Raw genomic sequence first — 21430 nt, forward strand, 5'->3', positions numbered from 1 at the left:
CAAAAAACTAATAAATTAAAACAAAAAACTAAGTATGAAAAATTAATTCATACTTAGTTTCAAACTTTTTTATTTTACCAAACAACAACAAAAGTTTGGATACCATAAAGCATTCCCTGAGATACATAGAAACCAAATCCTGCATAATTACAGTATTCATTTAGCATCATTTCTTTATGTTTCTTAGAATTAGACCATTGTTTAAATAATAAATTGGCCATCTTCTTACCATCATTTTTCTTATCTCTGATGTCATTATTATAAGCGCTGTTTTCACCAAATCCAAAACTTGTTACATCCACACCAGCTTCTTTAATAGCTGTTAATGAATCTGTTCCATCTGGTCGTTTATTATCAAATTTTTGTTTTAATTCTCTTGCGCGATAGTTTGCAGCTTTATCAAAAGCGTCGTCTCTTTTTAATTCAGCTACACCATTTTTACGTCGTTCATTATTAACCAAACGTAACATTTCAGCTTGAGCTTTTTTCACTTCAGATGCTGATAACTCAACATTTTGTTTATATGATTTAGTCGTTGCTCCTGCATTTACATAACCTCTCCATAAACCTAAGTCATCATATAATGAATAATATGTTGAGCCATTAAAGTGTTCATAACGACCTCTTACTTGTAATGTCTGACCTTTTAAGTTAGTTGAAGTTCCTCTTTGATTAAACTTAAAGTCTCTCCATAACTGATAATTATTTTTAGCTATTTTAACATAGCGACCATCTTTAATATAAGGTCCTTCAGCAGTTGTTTTAGAAACTGCATTCGCATTTAAATAACCACACCATCTGTCTTTATTATCAAACATAGAATAGTAAACTGAGCCATTGAAGTGTTCATAGCGACCTTTTGCTTTTAAAATTTTACCATAATAACTATTAGTATTTGCTTTTTTCTTCCAGCCGAAGTTTTGCCACATATCATAGTTCTTTTTGGAAACTTTGACATAACTTCCATCATTTATATAGTCACCTTGGACTTTTGTTTTTGACACAGCAGCAGCACTTAAGTAACCTTGCCATTTACCTTTGTTATCAAAAATTGAATAATAGGTTGAACCATTAAAATGTTCATAACGTCCTCTTGCTTTTAATACTTTTCCTTTTAATGAATTAGCACTGCCTCTTTTTTTCCAATTAAAATCTTGCCATGTACTGTAATTTCCATTTTTTATTTTTATATAACTACCATCTTTAATGTATTCACCTTGAGCTGCTACTTTTTTTGTTGCTTTTGCGTTAATATAGCCTCTCCACACATTATCTTTATCATAAACAGTGTAATAAGTTGAGCCATTTGAATGCTCATAACGACCTTTAGCTTTTAATATCTGTTGATAAAAATCTGTTGAATTATTTTTGGGTTGCCACTCAAAACTTCCCCACATATCATAATTCTTTTTCATGATTTTTACATAACTACCATCACTAATATAATCACCTTGAGGTAATTTTTTAGCAGGTTCTGGCACAGCTGCTTTCATTTTTGCTACATCTTCCACAGAATCTGCTGTTTCTGTCGATTCTTGAGTACTTTCTACCGTTTCTTTTTCTACTGACGAACTAACTTCAATCGTACTTTCAACAGTATTTTTTTCGCTAGATGTTACCTCCTCAGCATTAGAAAGCGTCGCACTAGCCAAACCAAACAACCCAATAACAGATACCAACGTTGCTATATTTCTCTTTTTCATCCTTAACCAACTTCCTTTCTTATAGTTGTAAACCTTTTCACAATTACAATTATACACTAATTAGTTTTATTTGTTTATAAAACATTTAAAAATAACATAATGGAATCAAAAAAAATAAGAACCGTCTTAAATAGACGATCCTTATTCTAATCATAATATCTTTCTTTATCCAGGCATTTTTCCCAAATAACCACTTCTTGTTTTTCTAAAGATTTTTGAACATCAATAATACGTTGATTGCTACTACCTCTAAACTGTAACGTCAAATCACGTCTACTTAATTCAAAGCGACCATCTACCAAAACATCTATTTTAGATAATAAATCTAATTTATCTTCTGTTTCTAATAGTAATTCTTCAAAAGTATAACCAGACCATGACCAAATATCTTTAGACTGACCAAACTCATCTCTAAAGCGATTAACAATTTTCAAACAGACTTGTGTATTTAAAAAAGGTTCTCCTCCTAAAAGAGTCAACCCTTGAACTGATTCATGGTTTAAATCTTGGAAGATTTGATCTTCCAACTCTTGCGTGAAAGGTGTACCATAATTAAAATTTTGAATTGCTTTATTAAAGCACCCTTCGCAAGCAAATAAACAGCCACTCACGTAAATGCTACATCTTACTCCTTCACCATCAACAAACATGAAAGGTTTGTAATCAGCAATATAGCCTTTACTCCATTTTTCAGCAGTCCATTCTTTTGGTTTAGGATTTTTCATCTTATCGTCTCCTAAATGAAAGAGGATATGGTAAAAGTTTTAACTCTTTTACCACACCCCACTCTTCATTAAATTTTATTTCATATGTTTAACACGAGAAGAAATTTCTTTGTGGCGACCATGAACCATTGGACGAGCTTGTGGATTACCTAAATAACCACACGTTCTCTTCACTACGTCACATGTTTTAGGATCATTATTACCACATTGTGGACATTCAAATCCTCGCTCTGTTGGGTTAAAATCACCTTCAAAATCACATTCGTAACAATGATCAATTGGTGTATTTGTTCCAAGATATCCTACTTTATCATATGAATAATCCCAAACAGCTTCTAATGCTTTTCTATTTTGTTGTAGTACTGGATATTCACAATAATGGATGAAACCACCCGAACAATATTGTGGATAATCTTTTTCAAAATCCAGTTTTTCAAAAGGTGTTGGATTTTTTCTAACATCATAATGATAACTATTTGTATAATATTCTTTATCTGTAATATTTTCAATTTCGCCAAACTTTTCGCGGTCAATTCGGCAGAAACGGTCTGTCAAACTCTCACTTGGTGTTGAGTACACACTAAAATGATAGCCATATTCATTTCCCCAGTCATCTGCATGACCTTTAAGGGAACGTAAAATATCTAATGTAAATTCTTTGGCTTCAGGATTATTTTCCCATTCGCCACCATAGAAACTAGCTGCTACTTCATAAAGACCAATATAGCCTAACGAAACAGTGGCACGTTTATTTTTAAATAACTCATCAACTGAGTCTGTCTTCTTCAATCTATCACCAAAAGCGCCATACATATAAAGAATAGGTGCATTTGCTGGTGTTGCTTCTTTACAACGATCAATTCTAAAGACTAAAGCATCTTTCATTGTACGTAATCTCTCTTCAAGAAGTGACCAGAATTTTTCTTTGTCACCATTAGCTTCTAAAGCGACACGAGGTAAGTTTAAAGTCACAACACCTAAATTCATACGTCCTGCATTTACTTCTTCACCATTTTCATTTTTCCAGCCCTGTAAGAAAGAACGACATCCCATTGGTACTTTAAAACTACCTGTTAAATCAACAATTTTGTCGTAATTTAAAATATCTGGATACATTCTCTTAGTAGCACACTCTAAAGCAAGTTCTTTAATATCGTAATTTGGGTCAGTCACTTTATGGTTAACACCGTCTTTAATTGAAAAAATTAGTTTAGGGAAAATAGCTGTTCGATGTTCTTCCCCTAACCCTTTAATACGGTTTAAGAAGATAGCTCTTTGAATTTCTCTTTCAAACCAATTTGTCCCAAGTCCAAATCCTAATGAAGTAAATGGTGTTTGCCCATTTGAGGTAAACAAAGTATTGATTTCATATTCTAAGCTTTGCATAGCATCAAAAATATCTTTTTGTGTTTTAGATTTTGCATAAGCATCATGACGGCTTTCATCTTCAATCCACTCTTTTGCATCTTCTAAATGTTTAAAATAATTTTTTTCAGCAAATGGTGCTAAAAATTCATCAATTCGATCTGCAGAACAACCACCATATTGACTTGAAGCAACGTTTGCAATTATTTGAGAAATTTGTGCAGTTGCTGTTTGAATCGATTTCGGTGCTTCTACTTCTGCATTTCCAATTTTAAACCCATTATTCAACATACCTTTAAAGTCGATTAAACAACAATTAGTCATCGGTGAATATGGATGGTAATCTAAGTCATGGTAATGAATATCTCCTTTTTGATGGGCATTAGCCACATGAGGAGGTAACAGTTTCAAACCAATTGATTTTCCTACAATCCCTGCTGTTAAATCTCGTTGCGTATTAAAAACATCACTATCTTTATTCGCATTTTCATTAACTAGTTGGCTGTCTTTATTTAGCAGTTTTCCGATAGTGAAATTAATATCTGTTGCACGACTTCTTTCAAAGTCACGACTTGTACGATAATTAATATACTCTTCTGCTAGTTTATACTCTTGGTTGTCAAGTAAGATATGCTCAACAATATTTTGAATTTCGTAAATTTTCACATTATGATTAAATCGTTGGATAATTTCTTCAATGACTAAATCAACTAATTCTTCGATTCTAGCTTCAGAATGAGGTTGAACTGCTCCATTTATTTTCTTTTCAGCTTTTAATAAGGCATTAGTAATTTTAACTTCATTAAATCTTACTACTCGGCCATCACGCTTGATCACTTGGATATTGTTCAAATCAGAACTATTCTCTGTTAAATCTGCCCTTTTTTCGTTGATTTCAATCATCTTACTCAGTCTCCTTTTGTTTCATTCTAGTATATGATAGCTTAATTATTTCAGTTTTTCAACTACATATAGTGTTAAATATTTTATAAAAAACTATTGACAACTATATATAGTAGATAGATTACGCTTTCTTAATTATTTTCATAAGGAATTTTTTTATTATTTCACATTTCTTAAAAAGTTCTCATATTCACATTTAAAGTAAAAAAAGAGTCCCGATTTCTCAGGAACTCTTTCTTAATGATTATAAATAATAGAAGCAATGATATAAAGAAGCCAAATATGAGCTGGATAAAAAATATAAAAGAAAGATCTCATGCCTCGACCTTTTTCTCCGTTATAAAGAAGAATTGGTATAACTGAAAATACCATCATCCACTGCGTATTTGACGTAAATGCTGCACTTGGATTTCCTAAAAGGAAGATAAGAGCCACAACACCAATTGCTAAACACTGCCATTTTTTATTTTTTCTTAACAAATACATCACAGGTATCAAATAGACCATTACACTATTTTCAGCAAATAAGGTAGCAGGGAAAACTCTTGCTATAGATAATAGAAACATATTTCCACTTGTCATTCCCACTAATGGAATAACTGAAAAAATAATTGGACACAATAGACAAGCCAAACCAATCAACAATGATTTACCTTGTTTTGTTTCTTTAAATCTAACCAAACTGTCAATTCCATACATAGCTAAAACGCCGACAAATAAGTCAGTAAAGATATTATTAGCTAATGCCATATTTCCTAAAGTAAAGACCTTTTGCACCAAACTAGAGCCAATATTCATTAGCCAAAATCCCATTAATAATCTAAATAAATATTTTTCTTTATTTCTTGTATGACTAAATCCTTCTACACTAATAAAGAAGAATAATGTAGCTACGGGACGTCCAAACCAATCAAGCCAACCTGGTGCTCCCATAAGTGAAAACATTTGATGTATATGATCAATAAACATAAAAACGATACCTAGTATTTTTAAATCAAATGTCGTTAATCCTTTTTTACCACTTAACTCCATTTACCTCACACTCCTTAACTTTGTTCATTTTAATCTTTTTTATCCAAAAAATATACGAACAAAATTGTAAGGTAAATGTCACTAAAATGCCGGAACTAACGTATCACTGTGTTCTTTTTCTAAAAATTCTTTCACAGCTTGACTAGTCATTGCTTTTTTAAGTGCTTTAATTTCCTCTGAATCTTGATTGTCTTCTCTTGCTACCAAACTAATCGCAAAACGTTCATCCACTGTTTTTTCTAAAAATAGAGCATCTGCTGGTTTCAAGCCAATTTTTGCAATGTAAGTAGGATAGTTATACACAAGTGCTACTTCTTTTTCGTTATATGCTTCTGCTAAATTTAGTAAATCAACTGACATAAACTCTAAATTTTTATCATTTTTCTCAATATCTTTAAGAGTTCCCTCAAAACCAACACCCTCTTTTAACGTAATAAGACCTTGGTCGTTTAACATAGCCAATGCTCGACCTTCATTTGATACATCATTAGGGATAGCTACCTTAGCACCTTCTGGTATGTCTTTAATATCTTTATAGTCTTTTGAATAAAAACCTACTTTGGCGTTATAAATTTTTTGTATAGCTACTAAATTCGCTTTTTTCTCTTGATTAAATTTTTGCATATAAGGCTCATGTTGTGCAAAGTTAGCATCTACTTCTTTATTTTTTAACAATTCATTGTATTGAATGTTGTCAGTTACTTGAACAAGTTCAACTTTCCAGCCATCTTTTTTAGCTTCTTTGGCTGCAACTTCTACAACATCTGTCATTGGTGTTGTTTGAGAGGCAACTTTTATCACTTTTTCTTCTTTAGTTTTTGAATCTGTTGCTTCTTTTTTCTCTTCAGCTTTATTACCACATGCTGCAAATCCTAATAATAATCCTAATAATCCAATTGATAATCCTAATTTTTTCATTTTTGCTTACTTCCTTTTATCTAATTTTTTACTAACATAAGTTCCTAATAGTTGAATACTTCCAACAATAATAATCATAATAACAATCGTAGCGTACATAATTTCATATTCGTAACGTTGATAGCCAAAACGAATAGCAAAATCACCAATCCCTCCACCTCCAACAACTCCCATAACGGTTGAGTAAGACATTAAACTAATGATCATAGAGGTAAAGCTTAGAATCAAGCCACTTCGACTTTCTTTTAATAAGAAATGACACACAAATTGGCGTTTAGTCGCTCCTAACGCATTAGCCAACTCAACAACCTCTTTTGGAACATCTAACAACACCTGCTCAACCAATCTACCAAAAATGGCGATTGCAACAAGACTAAGTGGAAAGGAAGCTGCTACTGGACCAAATGCGGTATTAAAAATAAAGCGTGTTAGAGGAATCACCGCAACTACTAATAGTAGAAAAGGAAAAGAACGAGTAATATTGACGTATCCATTTAAAAATAGCATCAAACTTTTATTTGGTTTGATTCCTTCTGATCGATATAAATAAAGAGCTATGCCTATTAAAAGTCCTCCTACTAATCCTAGGCTAACTGAAATTCCGAGCATAATCCCTGTTTCTTTTAAAGCTTTAAACATTTCTGGTAAATAATAAGTAATCCCACTCATAAACTCAACACTCGCATTGCCTTTTCACTATAAGACTCAGACATCGAGTTAACTTTCTTTTGATTAACTCTTGTTTCATTGACTATCTTTCCTTTTTCTATTATCAAAACACGTTCACAACTTGATTTAATGACATCTAAATCATGACTTACAAATACAATTGTTGGCTCATAACTTTTTTTAACTTTTTCAAGGAGTACAAGTATTTCTTCAGTGGTTCTATCATCCAAAGCACTTGTTGCTTCATCCAATAATAAAATTTCTGGATTTGTTATTAACGATCTTGCTAGTGCGACACGTTGCTTCTGACCGCCACTTAACTGACTAGTATAAGATTTTTTTTGCTCACTCAAACCTACAAACTCTAACAATTCTAATGCTTTATCAAGATCTTTTCTTTGTTGTAATTTAAGTGGTAGTATCACATTATCTAAAACAGTTAAGTTACTAAGTAAATTGAAACTTTGGAATAACATACTCATTTTTCTTTTCTGAATTTGTTTTTGCTTTTCTGTCCATTTTGAAGTAGGCTCTCCGTCAATTAAAATATCACCCGTTGATGGTGTTTCCATTAACTGAATCAACCTTAACAAAGTTGATTTACCTGAACCACTCTCTCCGACAATTCCCAAACTCTCTTTTTTATTTACTACAAAACTAACTTCACTTAATGCTTTAGTAGATATTTTCCCTTGGTGGTATGTTTTAGAAACTTCTTTTATCTCAATCATTATTCTTCTCACCTACCAAAAATGAAATAAAATCTTCATTTGTTAAGTTAGCGAAATACTGTTGAATATCCACAGTTTCTAATGCTTTTTCCACATCTCTTTTAGTTAAATAAACACCTTCTAAAATCTGTCTCAAACCAATTAATTCTGTTTGATTAAAGAAATCACCTAAAAAATCAATTAAATGAATTCGTCCTTCTTTCAATTGAAATCTTGCTTCCAGTAAACCAACAGATGGAATATAAGCTTTTTGCTTAGTTGTATAAGGCTGATGATGACCAAATACCCACTCTTGATTGCCATAGATTGTTTCAACAGATTTTGCTATCTCTAGTTCCTCATTAGGAGTTAAAAATAACTCTTTTTCAGAAATATTGGATAAATCCGGAACACCATAAATCTTTTTTATTAATTCATCTCGAAATGCTTCTGTTGATAACTCTTGGTACTCTCTATCTAAATAAGGTTTTATATTAGTTACTCTTGAAGAGACTGATTGTATATGCTTAGATGCTAATTTTTCTTTTGAAACATTTAAATATCTTGGTAATTTTTCTAAATCGACATCATGTAATAAAGTTCCATGAGAAAACATTCTATTTTTCTTTGTATACATCGCATTACCTGATATTTTTTTATCACCAATCAAAATATCATTTCGTCCATTCACCTTTGCATCTTTGACTCCCATTTCCTTCAAAGCTTTTACAATAGGTTCTACAATAGATACATAATCACCAAAAACAACTTTAGATTTATCCACAACAAAACCAAAACTGATATTACCCAAATCATCATAAACCGCTCCGCCACCAGACAAACGTCTTGTTATTGTCACATCATCAGCTTCTGCGGCACTTAAATTGATTTCATCATAAATATTTTGATGTCTCCCTACAATAAGACTAGGTGCTTGAATATACATTAAAAGAATAGGCTCATCGATTTGATAATGAGTCATCAAGTAATTTTCTGTCGCTAAATTCGTACGTATATCACGACTAACCATTCTGTGAAATAACACTTAGACAACACTCCTTTCCAGACCAACGATTTGAGTTTATCTGTTAAAGCCTTTTCACGCAATATTTCAAGATTTACTTAACTTATTAAATAAAATTATTAGAAATTTTTTTTCACAGAATTATTGATTTAACTAGCTTTCTTACATATTTTTTTGAAAAACTCCCTTTAAATAAATCATCGTTTAAAAACAATTTTGTTTTATGCTAATAAAAAGTAACAAAAAAAATAAACCTCAATGGGTTTATTTTTTATTTATTTAAATACGTCATTACTTCCTCAGCTGTTAACTTTCGAACCTCTGTATTAGGAAATTCTTTATACTCTCCTGTCCTGAAAACAGGGACTTTGTTACATTTTTTTTCTTTATCTTTTTTTAAATAAGAAATCAATTCACTCTTGTCACTAAAAACTTTAAATATATGTCTCTCTTTGTCTAATTTTATTTCATAAATAAAACACTCTTTTTTCAGTGTATATTCTGCCGTCCGAATATAACCTTTAGCGTCTTCTAAAGATTTAAAGGGAAAATTCCAACGATATAGCCCTCTATTTTTATCTTTTTCCATACAAATACAACGATGACAAGTCCCACAAATATACTGTACATGCTCACTAAGACAATTATAAGCTTTAAACATTGGTGTCATACGGCTATTTTCACTATAACACTCTGGACATTCGCTCATGAATCTCCCTCCTTTTCCTCTTATTTTAACATTAAAACCCATCATTTGTTCATTTATTAACTTTTAATTAACATAAAAAAAGACCCTTCCAAATAGGAAGAGTCTAAACGCCTAATAATTTAACAAGAATTTAATTATTTAGCTAATGCTGCTTTAGCTTGTTCTGCGATAGCTGTGAAAGCTTCTGCATCATGGATAGCTAATTCAGATAACATTTTGCGGTTGATGTCAATTTCAGCTAATTTCAAGCCGTGCATCATTTTGCTGTAGCTTAAACCGTTCATGCGAGCGCCAGCGTTAATACGAGCGATCCATAATTTACGGAAGTTACGTTTTGTTTGTTTACGATCTCTGAATGCATAAGTATGAGATCTCATCACTTGTTCTTTTGCTGTTTTAAATAATGTATGTTTTGAGCCATAGTAGCCTTTAGCTAACTTAAGCACTTTTTTACGACGTTGGCGAGTTACAGTTCCACCTTTTACACGTGCCATGATAATTCCTCCTTGGGTTCTCTTAAAGTTTGTTGTTGTTTTTAGTCATTATCAAAAAACTAAAAAATTTATCTCATACCTGTCAATTGTTGACGGATACGTTTGTAATCGCCTTTTGATACCATTCTTGGACGACGTAATTGACGACGTTGTTTTTTAGTTTTACCGTGGAAACGGTGACTTGTAAACGCACGATATCTTTTTAATCCGCCACCACCAGTACGCTTAACACGTTTAGCTAGTCCGCGGTGAGTTTTCATTTTTGGCATTTTGTTTTCCTCCTCAAATTCTTGTTACTTATCTGCTTTTGGTGCAAGTACGATAAACATACTTCTACCATCCATTTTAGCTTTTTGTTCTACTGTTGCAATATCAGCAGTTTCATCAGCTAAACGGTTCAAGACGTTCTGACCAATTTCTTTATGAGTAATCGCACGACCTTTGAATCGGATAGAAGCTTTCACTTTATCTCCTTTTTCAAGGAACTTACGTGCGTTACGAAGTTTTGTATTAAAATCATTAACATCGATTGTTGGACTTAAACGTACTTCTTTAACATTGATTACTTTTTGTTTTTTACGGGCTTCGCGTTCCTTCTTTTGTTGTTCGAAACGGAATTTACCGTGATCCATTACTTTCGCAACAGGTGGTTTTGCATTGGGTGCTACTACAACTAAGTCTAAGTTTGCACTCTCAGCAATTTTCAATGCTTCTGCTTTACTTTTAACACCTAACTGTTCGCCGTCTGCTGAAATTAAACGTAACTCTCTTGCACGAATGCCGTCGTTTACCATAATATCTTTTGCTATGGTCATTCACCTCCAAAATTTTTAGAGAAAATACGAAAAAACGAGTCCTTTTAAAATTAAAAGACCCGCACCTAAACAATTAGCCTTACCAAAATAAGGTTAATCTTACTATCTAGCCCAGTCATAAATATCACTAAGGCGAGAAGCGGGTGCTTCTTCTTAATTTCTCAACTCCCTTATTATATCAACTCACAAGTAAATGTCAATACTTTTCATTATTTATTTTCATAAAATAGTATGGTACGCTCAAACTACTTAATATAGAAAAATATCACTGGAGGTCTTTTATATGCCTGAATTTAAAATAGAGCAACCCATGGTTAGTTTAACTTTAGAGGAAATTCTTCCTGAATACCTTGAAGATGAGCTATTAATCAAAAATCAATTTATTCGTGAAACAGCTTTTACCAATACTGATTGTAACAACCTAATTATTGAAAAAAGCCGATTAACAAAAGTAGACTTTACAAATAGTAACTTCAATCGATTTGAATGTGCTGATTGTCATTTTGAATCTTGTGATTTTTCAAATGTTGAATGGATTGGAGCTGCTTTTCATCGAACTATTTTTAAAAACTGTAAACTAACAGGTACTAATTTTGCTGAAGCTCTTCTTCAAAATTGTCAGTTTATAGATTGCACTATCAACTATGCATCATTTAATTTTAGCCAATTAAAACGAGTTTTCTTTTCTGAATGCCAACTTAATTTTTCTGAATTTAGTGAAGTTAAATGGAATCACATTGAACTTAATCACTGTGAACTTAATAAAACGAATTGGATAGGCACTAATTTGAACAAATTAAACCTTTCTTCTTGTCAATTTGAAAGTCTTTCTTTATCTCCTGATCTAATCAAAGGTTTTATCGTTAATTATGATCAAGCTATTATCGTTGGATTGACTTTAGGTTTAGTATTAGATGAACCTCTCATTGAAAAATAAAAGGCTTTTGCCCTTTATTTTTCTTTTTTTCTTATTTATTAGTAAAAGTCTAATTTTTCTATCACAACTTGTTTCAAACCTTCCTCAATCAGCATTTTAGTTTTTTTATCAAGTTCAGACAAATGGCGTTTTAAAGCTACTAGATAATCTTTTTCTTGTTCCATCAACAAAAAATCTTCTAGGCTAGTTAACTCTTCTCCTGATTGTTGCTTAATAAGACAAAGATATGAAAAAATAAGTTCTAATGGCATCTTACTAAAAAGATATGACCAATCTTCTTCATTAAAATACAATGTCTCTAAAATTTCTTCAAAATCATAAGGAGATTTGACGTGACAAGATATTTCCTCTACTATCTCTCGATTCGACAATTTTTCTAAGCAAACTATCAAAGACTTGTAGTCATTTTCTAGCATAGGTTCTACTAGTTTTATCTCGCTTATAGTTTTTTGCTTCTCTTTTATCAATAATGTATGTGTCTTTTTTTGATGAAGCATAGCAATTAATTTTTTATATGATTTTTCATAGTAAGCATCAGAGTTAATAAATAAACTCATTTCTTCAGGCAAAACAAATTCCTTTTGAGACATTAAATAGTCTAGTTCAATCTGGGATAAAGAAACCATTTCACTCAATTTTGAAGTTACTAGGAATTTAGTAACTACTTGATTAAAGATTACTTCATATAAATTATTAATATCGATTCGATAATCAAATGATAATTTTTCCTCATACTCTCTCAATATGTCATTAACAATCGTTGGTGGTAGCTGATAAACAAAAAGAGCTTCTTTTTTTAAACATTTAATATAATGACTCATGTAATCTATTCCTTCAAAAAGTTGATCATTAATCGGATGAGCTAGTTGGTAGTCTATCCACGCTTCTCCTGTTTCCTTAGCTTGATAATCGACATCATAAAATTTAAAAAAAGTAGTTAGTTCTTTAAACGTATCTTGATAAGATAAAGATTGCTCAAATACATTCAATTCTTGAATAATGCTTACCTCTTTCTTTAAAAAAGATATTTGCATCTCTATTTGCTGTTTTCCCGATAAAAATTGTTCCTCAATCGTACCATTAACCACACTATGATTTAGTACATATTGAATTGAATCTGAAATTAAAAGGACTTCATCCATTGACATAATACTTGTCCCAGATAATTTACTACGAATATGACATAGTAAAAATGTTTGAAACTCTTCATTATTATTTTGAGTTAAAAGATTCATCTAACTCCTCCTCATACCAAGTAAGATTTGTCTCAAAATAACCAGCAACATGTACCATATCTTTCTCAAACACATTAGCTAATTTTTTGATTCGCTGATAAATGATTTCATCTTCAATAAACAAAGGCGTCTCTTTTCTAACTTCATAAAAAATATTAAAAAAATCGGTTATTTGGGATTGCCATGATTCTTTTTTTAGATGGGAATCATCTGAAAATAAAGCTGCTCCTTTAATCAAATACTCAACTGAAAAATCGATTATATTTTTTTCCACTAAAATTTTGTTTCGATTCTCAACCATGACTTCCACATCTTCCTTAGTTACTAAAAAAAATGATTCTTCATTCAATTCATTTTGAATTGTTCCAAGCAAGTTATTATCTACGATGGACAAATTAAATAACACATCTTCAGATTCTTTTTTCACTACTATCAGCTCCTTCTCATAATAAATATCACATCTCCCTCAAAAATACAATATTGATTTCCAACCCATTTTATGGTATTATAAACTTGTAATGAGGTGTAAAAAAGTTCTTTTTTTTTACATCTCATTCTTTTTTTCACTTTTTCAGCTAAAAGGACAAAAAATTAAAATAACAACTTTATTAGTTACTATTATTATGAACTTTTAAAAAAAAGTTTTATAATAAAAAAAGAAAGGAGCTTACTCCATGAATTTACAAACGCATATTCTCTTCTTAGAAAAAACGACTTCTATCACAGTTGATGAATTTCCTTTGACCATTGAGATTATTAAGACAAACACTGTTCCTAAATCGTTAAAACAAAATGGACTTTATCTTTTAGTAAATGAAAAACAAATTCTTTTTATTGGAGACAAAAAAGAATTACATTCCCTTAAAAAAGTAACATTTGATGAAATAATCGAAATTAATAGTCAAGAGGATATTGAATGGCGTTATCTTGAACGTCAATTAATTAATCAAGCAATTGAAGAAGGACTATCACTTGAAGTCCATGATACACAAGCAGTTCCTGAAAACATTCAACATCAATTAAAAGACATTATTGATCCACTTCTTTTTATTTTAGAGAAGATGGGGATTCCTTTTAAGAAAGCACAAAAGAAAAAGGCGAAACCTGCTAAAGCAAGACATAAATGGACAAAAGAAGTTAGCGAAAAAGAGTTCTTTATAAATACAAGGGATAGTATCGCAACTGTTATGTGGATTAAAAGAAATCAAATGCTTATCAAAAAAGGAGCAACCATGATGAAGGAAGCTCCTTTAAATAAAGATGGTTCGGTTGGTTTTGCCGCTAAAATGGGAGATAAGATCCGTCTGGACCATCAAAGTCAATTTAAAAACTTTGTCACAACAGAAGATATTATTCTTAAAAGTGTTAATGAAGTTGGACTGTTTCTTTATTTTGCTGGAACTAATAGCTGGCTTGAGATGCTTGATTCAGATGGAAAAACATTAAATGAATGGACTGTCGTTGAGTAAATAAATATGTTTTATCTCGTCATTTTATGATTGAGGTAAAACATTTTTTTGTGCAAAAAAACAACGTAAACCCTAATCAAGTTTACGTTGTTCATTTAATTTATTTTACAGCATTTTTGTTAACATAGCCGTGCCATTTTCCTGCATTATCATATAATGAGTAATAAGTAGCTCCGTTCATATGGTTATATTTACCTTTAGCAGTAAAAGTTTTGCCCATTAATTCATCAGTTGTACTACGTTTTTTCCAACTGAAGCTTGACCAAGTGTCATAACCTTTTTTATTAATAGTTACTTTTTTACCATGGTGAATATAAGCACCTTGTCTGCCATCTCCAACTTTTACAGCATTAGCATTGATGTAGCCTTTCCATTCGCCTTTATCATTATAAAGTGAGAAGTAAGTTGCTCCATTAAAGTGTTGGTAACGACCTTTAGCTTGGTAAGTTTCGTTAAATACTTTTTTACTTGTTGTACGTTTCTTCCAGTTAAAGTTAGACCAAATATTGTAGTTATCTTTTGATACAGTTACATAACGACCATCATTGATATAAGCACCTTGTTGACCATCTGCCACTTTTACAGCAGATTTGTTGATATAACCATGCCATTTTCCTTTATTATCATAAAGTGATAAGTAAGTTGAACCATTAGCATGTTTGTATTTGCCTCTTGCTTGATAAGTTTCACCTAATAATTTACCTGTGTCATTACGTTTCTTCCAATTGAAGTCTGACCAAGTATTGTAACCAGTACGGTTAATTGTTACATATTTTCCATACTTGATGTAATCGCCTTGTAAATTTTCAGCTTCTTTTGTTGCATTTTCATTGATGTATCCTTGCCATTTACCTTGATTATCATAAAGAGATAAGTAAGTAGCTCCATTTTCATGCTCATATTTACCACGAGCTGTGAAAATTTCATTTAAAACATTATTAGATTTGTTTCTTTCTTTCCAATCAAAGTTTGACCATAGGCTATAGTTTTTCTTAACAACTTGAACGTGACGGCCATCTTTTATGTATGGTCCTTCAGGGAAGACAACTGAAACAGGTCCAACAATACGAGTTGGTCCAACAGCTACATGGAAATTAATTTGTTTATCAGTTATGGCTGTTACCTTAACTTCAAATTTTCCATCTTTATCTGCAGTTCCTTTACCTAATTCTTTACCATCTTCTGTTGTAAATCTAACTTCAGCACCTGGTAATGTTTCACCTTTAATAACTGTTGCTTTTTTCTTAACTTCATTCACTTTAGAAGCATCACTTAATTCAGCTTCAGTTACAGTTTGTTTTTGTTTACGTCCTAATTCTGGAGAGCCAATTTTTTCACCTTTTTTGTCCATCGCTTTAAAGTAATCAACAAATGTGTCTGTATCTGTGTCCATTGCTGTTACAAGTTTTCCTTTAGTGAAAGCTGTGAATCCGTCTCCTCCACCGAATAAGAAATCATTGATAATAACATTGTACGTTTCATCATCTTTAACAGGAGTTCCATCAGCTTTTTTAACATCCACTACTTTAAATGAACCATCATGTGGTGTATTTGGAGCTGGTTGTGTCATACCTGTATAAGCATAAGTTAGTCCAGAAATTTGTAATGTGTAGCCTGTTTTACCATTATTATATTGTTGATTTAATGCTTCTTTTACATCTTTACCTGTCATAGAAACAACTTGTAAAATGTTACCAAATGGTTGAACAGTTTGAGCTGCTCCCCAAGTAATTTCATCTTTATCATTTACTATAAGATCCGCACGAATTCCACCACTGTTAGTCAACGCAAAATCAGCTTTTACTTCATTGCCAGAAGCATCTGTTAATTTTGTATTGTTAGCCATGTATAATTGACCGTCTGTAATCAAGTTACCTGCTGCTGACTCATCGTCTTCGTTAGCTTTACGGCTAACCATTTTTTTACCGTCAGTTACAGTTAATTTTTCTGGATCTGCTTTTGCGACTGCCGCATTTGTAATTGGTTTAATCGCTTCAGAAGCTTCATCAACAATTGCTTGAACTTTTGCATCAGGTGTTACTTCACTTGCTTCTGTTGGAACAATTTTTGCAGATGGTGTTTCTTTAAAGTCTTTTGTTACAGTATCTAATTCACCTGTTAAATCAATAAACGCTTTTCCTTGAGATGTACTTTGAACCACACGAACATCTTTTTTACCATTGCGGTTAATCAAACCATTTGTTTCTTTGTGGTTATGTCCTGCAAAAACAACGTCAACACTGTTTTCAGGGTCTTTTTGGTCAACAGTATTCATCATGTCAACCACTTCACCTTGAACATCACCTTGTTTACTTGTTGCCGCTACGTGAGATACCACAACAATAGCGTCAACTTTTTTATCTTCTCTTAATTCTTTTGTATATTTAGCTACTGCTTCACCTTCATCAATAACTTCAAAATCTTTTGTATGTTCAGCTAAAACTAAACTTGGGAATTCTTTTGTTACGACACCTATATAACCAACTTGAACACGGTCTTCTCCTTCACCGTATGATTCAACAATGTATGGTGGTAAATCATAAGGTATTTTTCCATCTGATTTATTAACTAAGTTGGCAATCGCAATTTTTTGAGTACTTGGTGAGCGTGGATAATCTTTAAAGATATTCCATAAATCATCACTCATACCGCCCATAGCAACACGATCTGGAGCTTGACCTTTAAGCATACGGACAAATTCGCCTAAACCTTTATCAAACTCATGGTTACCTAATGTTCCAATAGTAAATTTCATTTCATTGAAGACACGCATAGTCGGCTCATCTCTTAAAAGAGCTGAGTTAGCAGGACTTGCTCCAACTAAGTCTCCAGCTTGAATACGTTCTGTTTTACCAGTAGCATTGTTAGTAGCAAATTCTGCTTGAGCTTTATCTAAGTGAGCTGCTAAAACTGACGCACGACCTACATTTTCATATTTAATATCTTTTCCACCTAATGGATTTTCTAAATAAACACTTGCTTTAGTGTCTAAGGCACCATGGAAATCATTCACTCCAAGCATTTGGATAGGGATTGTTTTTGATGCTTTGTCTTCCTTAGAATCTGTTTCTGCTGGTGCTTTTTCTTCAGCAGTTACTTCTGCTGATTGATTCATTGATACTTCCTCTTTCGAGCTTGCTGTAGTATCTTCAGCAGCTAATGCACTTGTTGCTGTTAAAGTTAACGGGCACAGTAAAATAGCTGTTAACAATAAAGAACTACCTTTTTTTGTTTTCTTCATGTTTCTCCTCCTAATGACATAAGTTATTGTATTCGTTTTCATTTTACCCCTTTCATAACAAATGTTCAAGTTCATTTTTCAGCATTCATGGTAAACAACTCAAATCTTTTCCTATCTATTATTCAGTATTGAAATTTATTCACAATAAGTTTCTAGACACATTTTAGTTATTTAAACAATAAAAGTCCCTTCTACTATAATTAATAGTAAAAAGGACCTTTATTACCAAGCAAAAGCATCTGTCGGTTCATTTAAATAATCTAACCATTTTTTTTCTTTTAAAGCTAAAAAAGTTAATGAAATACCAGCCATGTTAGTGGATGTCATAAAATTACCACTTTTTTGAAAGACTACATCAATTTCTTCTAGCTGAAGTAATCGTTTAACATCGTTTGCAAAAATATACTGTTCCATGACAGTAGTTGCTCCTAAACCATTAATCATAATAGCAAAAGGCAACTCTGATATACTTACAGGATATTGGGTTAACAATTTATTAATTAGTTCATTTGCTAAATATTCTGAAGAGAAAAATGGTTCTTTTCGGTAACCAGACTCCCCATGAATTCCAATGCCAAATGAAATTTCTCCTTTTTCAAGAGAAAAAACGGCTTCTTCTTGACCAATTGTCTTTCCACTAGCTAGAGCAACTCCTAAAGTATTCATTGAAGCAACTACATCTTCTCCTAATTGCTTCAACTCATCTAAATTTTTACCTTCCTTAGCTGCTGCTCCTAAGATTTTATGAACTAAAATAGTTCCTGCTACACCACGGCGTCTTTTTTTATAACTACCTTCTTCTATAGAACAATCATCATTAACAATCACATGAGCGACTTTAATTCCTGATTGTTGTGCCATTTTTTTAGCTTCTAAGAAATTGGTCACATCAGCTTCGAAGTTCTTAATAATTAAAAGAACACCTTTTTCAGAAGCAACTGCTTCTATTGCTTTTACAATTTCTGCTGTTTTGGGTGGCACAAAAATTGGACCACTAACACTTGCGCTTAACATGCCTTCGCCTACATATCCAAAATGGGCTGGCTCGTGCCCGCTACCTCCACCACTTATTAATGCAACTTGGCTGTCATCTATTTGTTGTTTTTTTATAATTCCTGTATTTGAAAGACGTTCTAATTTTTCTTGGTGAATAAAAGCCACACCATTTAACACTTGAGAAACTGCGTCTTTTGGTTTATTAATAATTTGAGTCATAGCAAACTTGCCTCCACTTTTTAACTCATCCTAGTGTAACACAAAAAGAATCACAAAAAACCTATTAACCTCTCTTTTAATCTCATACAAAAACAACTAAAAAAGAGGAAGCTAAATAAAAGCCCCCTCCTTTTTCAATAAAATAATTAATGTTAGTTCATTACTTTTTCTTTATAATCTTTACCAATTTTATCCGCTGCAAGAATAGCTTGAGCTACTTCAGCTTCTACAATAGGGAAAGGCATAGAATGGATAGATTCTTCTGGAATACAAGCTTTGGCTGCAACTTCCATTGCTTCGTCATAAGTAATAGAATCAACACCGATATCTGCTAAACAAACTGGTAAACCAATCGACAAACTAAAATCTAACACTTCGTACAATTCTTCCATTGGTGCATTTTCTAATACTAATTGACAGATAACGCTAAAGGCAACTTTTTCACCATGGAAATAATGATGAGTTCCTTCTAAAGCTGTCAAGCCATCATGAATAGCATGAACACCTGCTAAACCACTACTTTCAAACCCAAGACCTGATAATAAAATGTTAGTTTCAACAATATTTTCTAATGCTGGTGTTACAACATTGTTATCACAAGCAATTTTAGCGTTATAACCATTTTCAAGTAATGTTTCGTAACAAGCTTTGGCTAATGTATAAGCAGCTATTGTATTTTTAGCTGGTGCTGTTTCTTTTGTTAAATAACCATTAGGCAAACCTGCATTCACATTAGAATATGAGCGAGCTGTTGCACGAGCTTCAAATAAAGTAGATAACGCATCTCCCATACCAGCAACTAAAAAACGAGTTGGTGCATTAGCAATAATTTTTGTGTCTACCATAACAACACTTGGGCTTTGTTTGAAGTAAGCATAGTCATCAAACTCACCATCTTCTGTATAAAGAACTGCTGAGTGAGATGTTGGTGCATCAGTTGCTGCAATTGTTGGAACAATGATTAAAGCATCACCTTCTGCCACACATTTTGATGTATCAATGGCTTTACCACCACCAAGACCGATAACACAATCCGTTTTATTTTCTTTTGCTACTTCTTGAAGTCTAGCAACTTCTTGGCGTGAACACTCACCATTAAAGTGACTAGCGACAATTTTAATACCAAATTTTTCAGCTGTTTCATCTAATTGTTTTTGAACACGATTGATATCATCTTGATGAGCGATTAACAAAGCTGATTTCCCAAAAGTTTTCACATAATAACCTAGGTTTAGGATTTCATCTTCACCTTGAACATATTTTGTTGGACAAATAAATGCTTTTCTCATTTACAAAAATCTCCATTCATTGTTTTATTTTACTTTTAGTGGTAATAACTGTTCTTCAATAGCAGAAATATCTGCTCCTGCTTGGATCAATGCTGCTGCTGTATAGCTACTTTCTAATAAAGCTGTGTCGTATAAAGTCACTTCCTTATCTGTCATTTCAATAGCCATCTCAAGATTCATTTTGGCACTTCCTAAATCGTAGAAGGCTAATATCTTATCTGCTTCATTCTTTTCAAAAGCAGTTAAAATCTTTTCAAAACTAGTTCCTACACCATTATCTTCTGTTCCACCTGCTGTTGTAACAGACACGTCTTTAGCAACCTCATTAATCAGTCGCTCGATTCCATTTACCACGTCAGACACGTGAGAAACCATAACAATTCCTAAACTCATCTTTATTTCACCCCTGCTTCTAGCATCGCTTCAAAAAGATAAGCACTTGATTGAGAACCTGGATCAATATGACCGATTGAGCGATCACCTAAATAAGATGCTCTTCCTTTAGTTGCTTTGATGTCTTTTGTAGCTTCTGCAAAACCTTGAATTTTTTCTACAGTTAACTCATCATTTTTCAATGCCTCAATAACTGGAGCCCACGTATCAACCATTGTTTTTTCGCCTATTTCAGCTTTTCCACGTTTTTGAATGTCTGCTAAACCTGCTTCTAAAATATCTACTAAATTTTCTGATGACATAGAAGCTTTAGTCATTCCCATAAAAGCTGAACCATATAAAGGTCCTGACGCTCCTCCAACTTTACCGATTAATGTCATAGCAGCTAGTTTAAATGTATCCGTTACTGTTTCAGGATTTTTCTCAACAATTGCTTTCATCATTTCAGTTGTTCCACGAGCCATATTAGCTCCGTGGTCCCCGTCTCCAATTGGTGTATCTAAATCACTTAGGTATTGTTTATTATCAACTACTTTTTCTGTGAAAAGTTGTAACCATTTTTTTAATGTTTTTACATCCATATT

Annotated in this window: 21 protein-coding genes and 1 other annotated feature; of the genes, 2 read left to right on the plus strand and 19 right to left on the minus strand. The window is 32.4% G+C overall.

Annotation, left to right across the window (positions count from 1 at the left end; translation table 11 throughout):
* Positions 1-74: 74 nt before the first annotated feature.
* The 12 genes from H9L18_RS12940 to infC form a co-directional block, all read right to left on the minus strand.
* Positions 75-1703 (minus strand): CAP domain-containing protein, encoded by a 1629-nt coding sequence (locus H9L18_RS12940; protein ID WP_126792706.1) that lies wholly within the window; start codon positions 1701-1703, stop codon positions 75-77.
* Between the two features lie 146 nt (positions 1704-1849).
* Positions 1850-2428, minus strand: coding sequence for an anaerobic ribonucleoside-triphosphate reductase activating protein (gene nrdG, locus H9L18_RS12945; protein WP_126792708.1), 579 nt, complete (start codon positions 2426-2428; stop codon positions 1850-1852).
* A gap of 75 nt (positions 2429-2503) precedes the next feature.
* A complete protein-coding gene (nrdD, locus tag H9L18_RS12950) occupies positions 2504-4696 on the minus strand; it encodes an anaerobic ribonucleoside-triphosphate reductase (protein WP_126792710.1) in 2193 nt (730 codons plus the stop codon).
* Positions 4697-4933: 237 nt separating this feature from the next.
* On the minus strand, positions 4934-5728 hold the full coding sequence (locus H9L18_RS12955; protein WP_126792712.1) for a TraX family protein: 795 nt from the start codon (positions 5726-5728) through the stop codon (positions 4934-4936).
* A gap of 81 nt (positions 5729-5809) precedes the next feature.
* Positions 5810-6646: a MetQ/NlpA family ABC transporter substrate-binding protein gene (locus tag H9L18_RS12960; protein WP_126792714.1), complete on the minus strand. Its 837-nt coding sequence runs from the start codon at positions 6644-6646 to the stop codon at positions 5810-5812.
* 6 nt (positions 6647-6652) lie between these two features.
* Positions 6653-7315 carry a methionine ABC transporter permease gene (locus H9L18_RS12965; RefSeq protein ID WP_126792716.1) on the minus strand — a complete coding sequence of 221 codons (663 nt, stop codon included), beginning with the start codon at positions 7313-7315 and terminating at the stop codon, positions 6653-6655.
* Positions 7312-8046 (minus strand): ATP-binding cassette domain-containing protein, encoded by a 735-nt coding sequence (locus tag H9L18_RS12970; RefSeq protein ID WP_126792718.1) that lies wholly within the window; start codon positions 8044-8046, stop codon positions 7312-7314. The genes H9L18_RS12965 and H9L18_RS12970 overlap by 4 nt, the downstream gene beginning before the upstream one ends.
* Positions 8039-9070 (minus strand): lipoate--protein ligase, encoded by a 1032-nt coding sequence (gene lplA, locus H9L18_RS12975; protein ID WP_126792720.1) that lies wholly within the window; start codon positions 9068-9070, stop codon positions 8039-8041. The genes H9L18_RS12970 and lplA overlap by 8 nt, the downstream gene beginning before the upstream one ends.
* Before the next feature lie 250 nt (positions 9071-9320).
* Complete coding sequence (locus tag H9L18_RS12980; RefSeq protein ID WP_126792722.1) at positions 9321-9758, minus strand: hypothetical protein; 438 nt, start codon at positions 9756-9758, stop codon at positions 9321-9323.
* Positions 9759-9892: 134 nt separating this feature from the next.
* Positions 9893-10252 (minus strand): 50S ribosomal protein L20, encoded by a 360-nt coding sequence (rplT, locus tag H9L18_RS12985; RefSeq protein WP_126792724.1) that lies wholly within the window; start codon positions 10250-10252, stop codon positions 9893-9895.
* A gap of 68 nt (positions 10253-10320) precedes the next feature.
* Positions 10321-10521: a 50S ribosomal protein L35 gene (gene rpmI / locus H9L18_RS12990; protein ID WP_114288907.1), complete on the minus strand. Its 201-nt coding sequence runs from the start codon at positions 10519-10521 to the stop codon at positions 10321-10323.
* A 24-nt stretch (positions 10522-10545) separates the two neighbouring features.
* Positions 10546-11067, minus strand: a complete 522-nt coding sequence (infC, locus tag H9L18_RS12995; protein ID WP_126792726.1) for a translation initiation factor IF-3 — start codon at positions 11065-11067, stop codon at positions 10546-10548.
* A gap of 20 nt (positions 11068-11087) precedes the next feature.
* Positions 11088-11228 (minus strand) — a sequence feature (ribosomal protein L20 leader region).
* A gap of 122 nt (positions 11229-11350) precedes the next feature.
* Between infC and H9L18_RS13000 the strand changes: the two genes are divergently transcribed.
* Positions 11351-12004, plus strand: a complete 654-nt coding sequence (locus tag H9L18_RS13000; protein ID WP_126792728.1) for a pentapeptide repeat-containing protein — start codon at positions 11351-11353, stop codon at positions 12002-12004.
* Between the two features lie 38 nt (positions 12005-12042).
* On the opposite strand, the gene H9L18_RS13005 is transcribed toward H9L18_RS13000, so the two are convergent.
* Entirely contained in the window at positions 12043-13239 is a 1197-nt protein-coding gene (locus H9L18_RS13005) for a DUF6179 domain-containing protein (RefSeq protein ID WP_126792730.1), read from the minus strand.
* The gene (locus tag H9L18_RS13010; RefSeq protein WP_126792732.1) at positions 13217-13666 is read right to left on the minus strand and encodes a DUF6323 family protein; all 450 of its coding nucleotides are present in this window, start codon (positions 13664-13666) and stop codon (positions 13217-13219) included. The genes H9L18_RS13005 and H9L18_RS13010 overlap by 23 nt, the downstream gene beginning before the upstream one ends.
* Positions 13667-13913: 247 nt before the next feature.
* Between H9L18_RS13010 and H9L18_RS13015 the strand changes: the two genes are divergently transcribed.
* Complete coding sequence (locus H9L18_RS13015) at positions 13914-14708, plus strand: hypothetical protein (protein WP_126792734.1); 795 nt, start codon at positions 13914-13916, stop codon at positions 14706-14708.
* A 100-nt stretch (positions 14709-14808) separates the two neighbouring features.
* Here the strand turns inward: H9L18_RS13015 and H9L18_RS13020 are convergent, their stop codons facing one another.
* From H9L18_RS13020 to dhaL, 5 genes are all read right to left on the minus strand, one after another.
* Positions 14809-17949, minus strand: a complete 3141-nt coding sequence (locus H9L18_RS13020; protein WP_185847445.1) for a bifunctional metallophosphatase/5'-nucleotidase — start codon at positions 17947-17949, stop codon at positions 14809-14811.
* A 222-nt stretch (positions 17950-18171) separates the two neighbouring features.
* Positions 18172-19164 (minus strand): DhaKLM operon coactivator DhaQ, encoded by a 993-nt coding sequence (dhaQ, locus tag H9L18_RS13025; protein ID WP_126792738.1) that lies wholly within the window; start codon positions 19162-19164, stop codon positions 18172-18174.
* A 152-nt stretch (positions 19165-19316) separates the two neighbouring features.
* Positions 19317-20453, minus strand: coding sequence for a glycerol dehydrogenase (locus tag H9L18_RS13030; protein WP_126792740.1), 1137 nt, complete (start codon positions 20451-20453; stop codon positions 19317-19319).
* A gap of 24 nt (positions 20454-20477) precedes the next feature.
* Positions 20478-20846 carry a dihydroxyacetone kinase phosphoryl donor subunit DhaM gene (gene dhaM / locus H9L18_RS13035; RefSeq protein ID WP_126792742.1) on the minus strand — a complete coding sequence of 123 codons (369 nt, stop codon included), beginning with the start codon at positions 20844-20846 and terminating at the stop codon, positions 20478-20480.
* A 2-nt stretch (positions 20847-20848) separates the two neighbouring features.
* Entirely contained in the window at positions 20849-21427 is a 579-nt protein-coding gene (dhaL, locus tag H9L18_RS13040; RefSeq protein WP_126792744.1) for a dihydroxyacetone kinase subunit DhaL, read from the minus strand.
* Positions 21428-21430 lie beyond the last annotated feature (3 nt).

It is taken from the genome of Vagococcus carniphilus, assembly GCF_014397115.1.
GTDB lineage: Bacteria > Bacillota > Bacilli > Lactobacillales > Vagococcaceae > Vagococcus > Vagococcus carniphilus.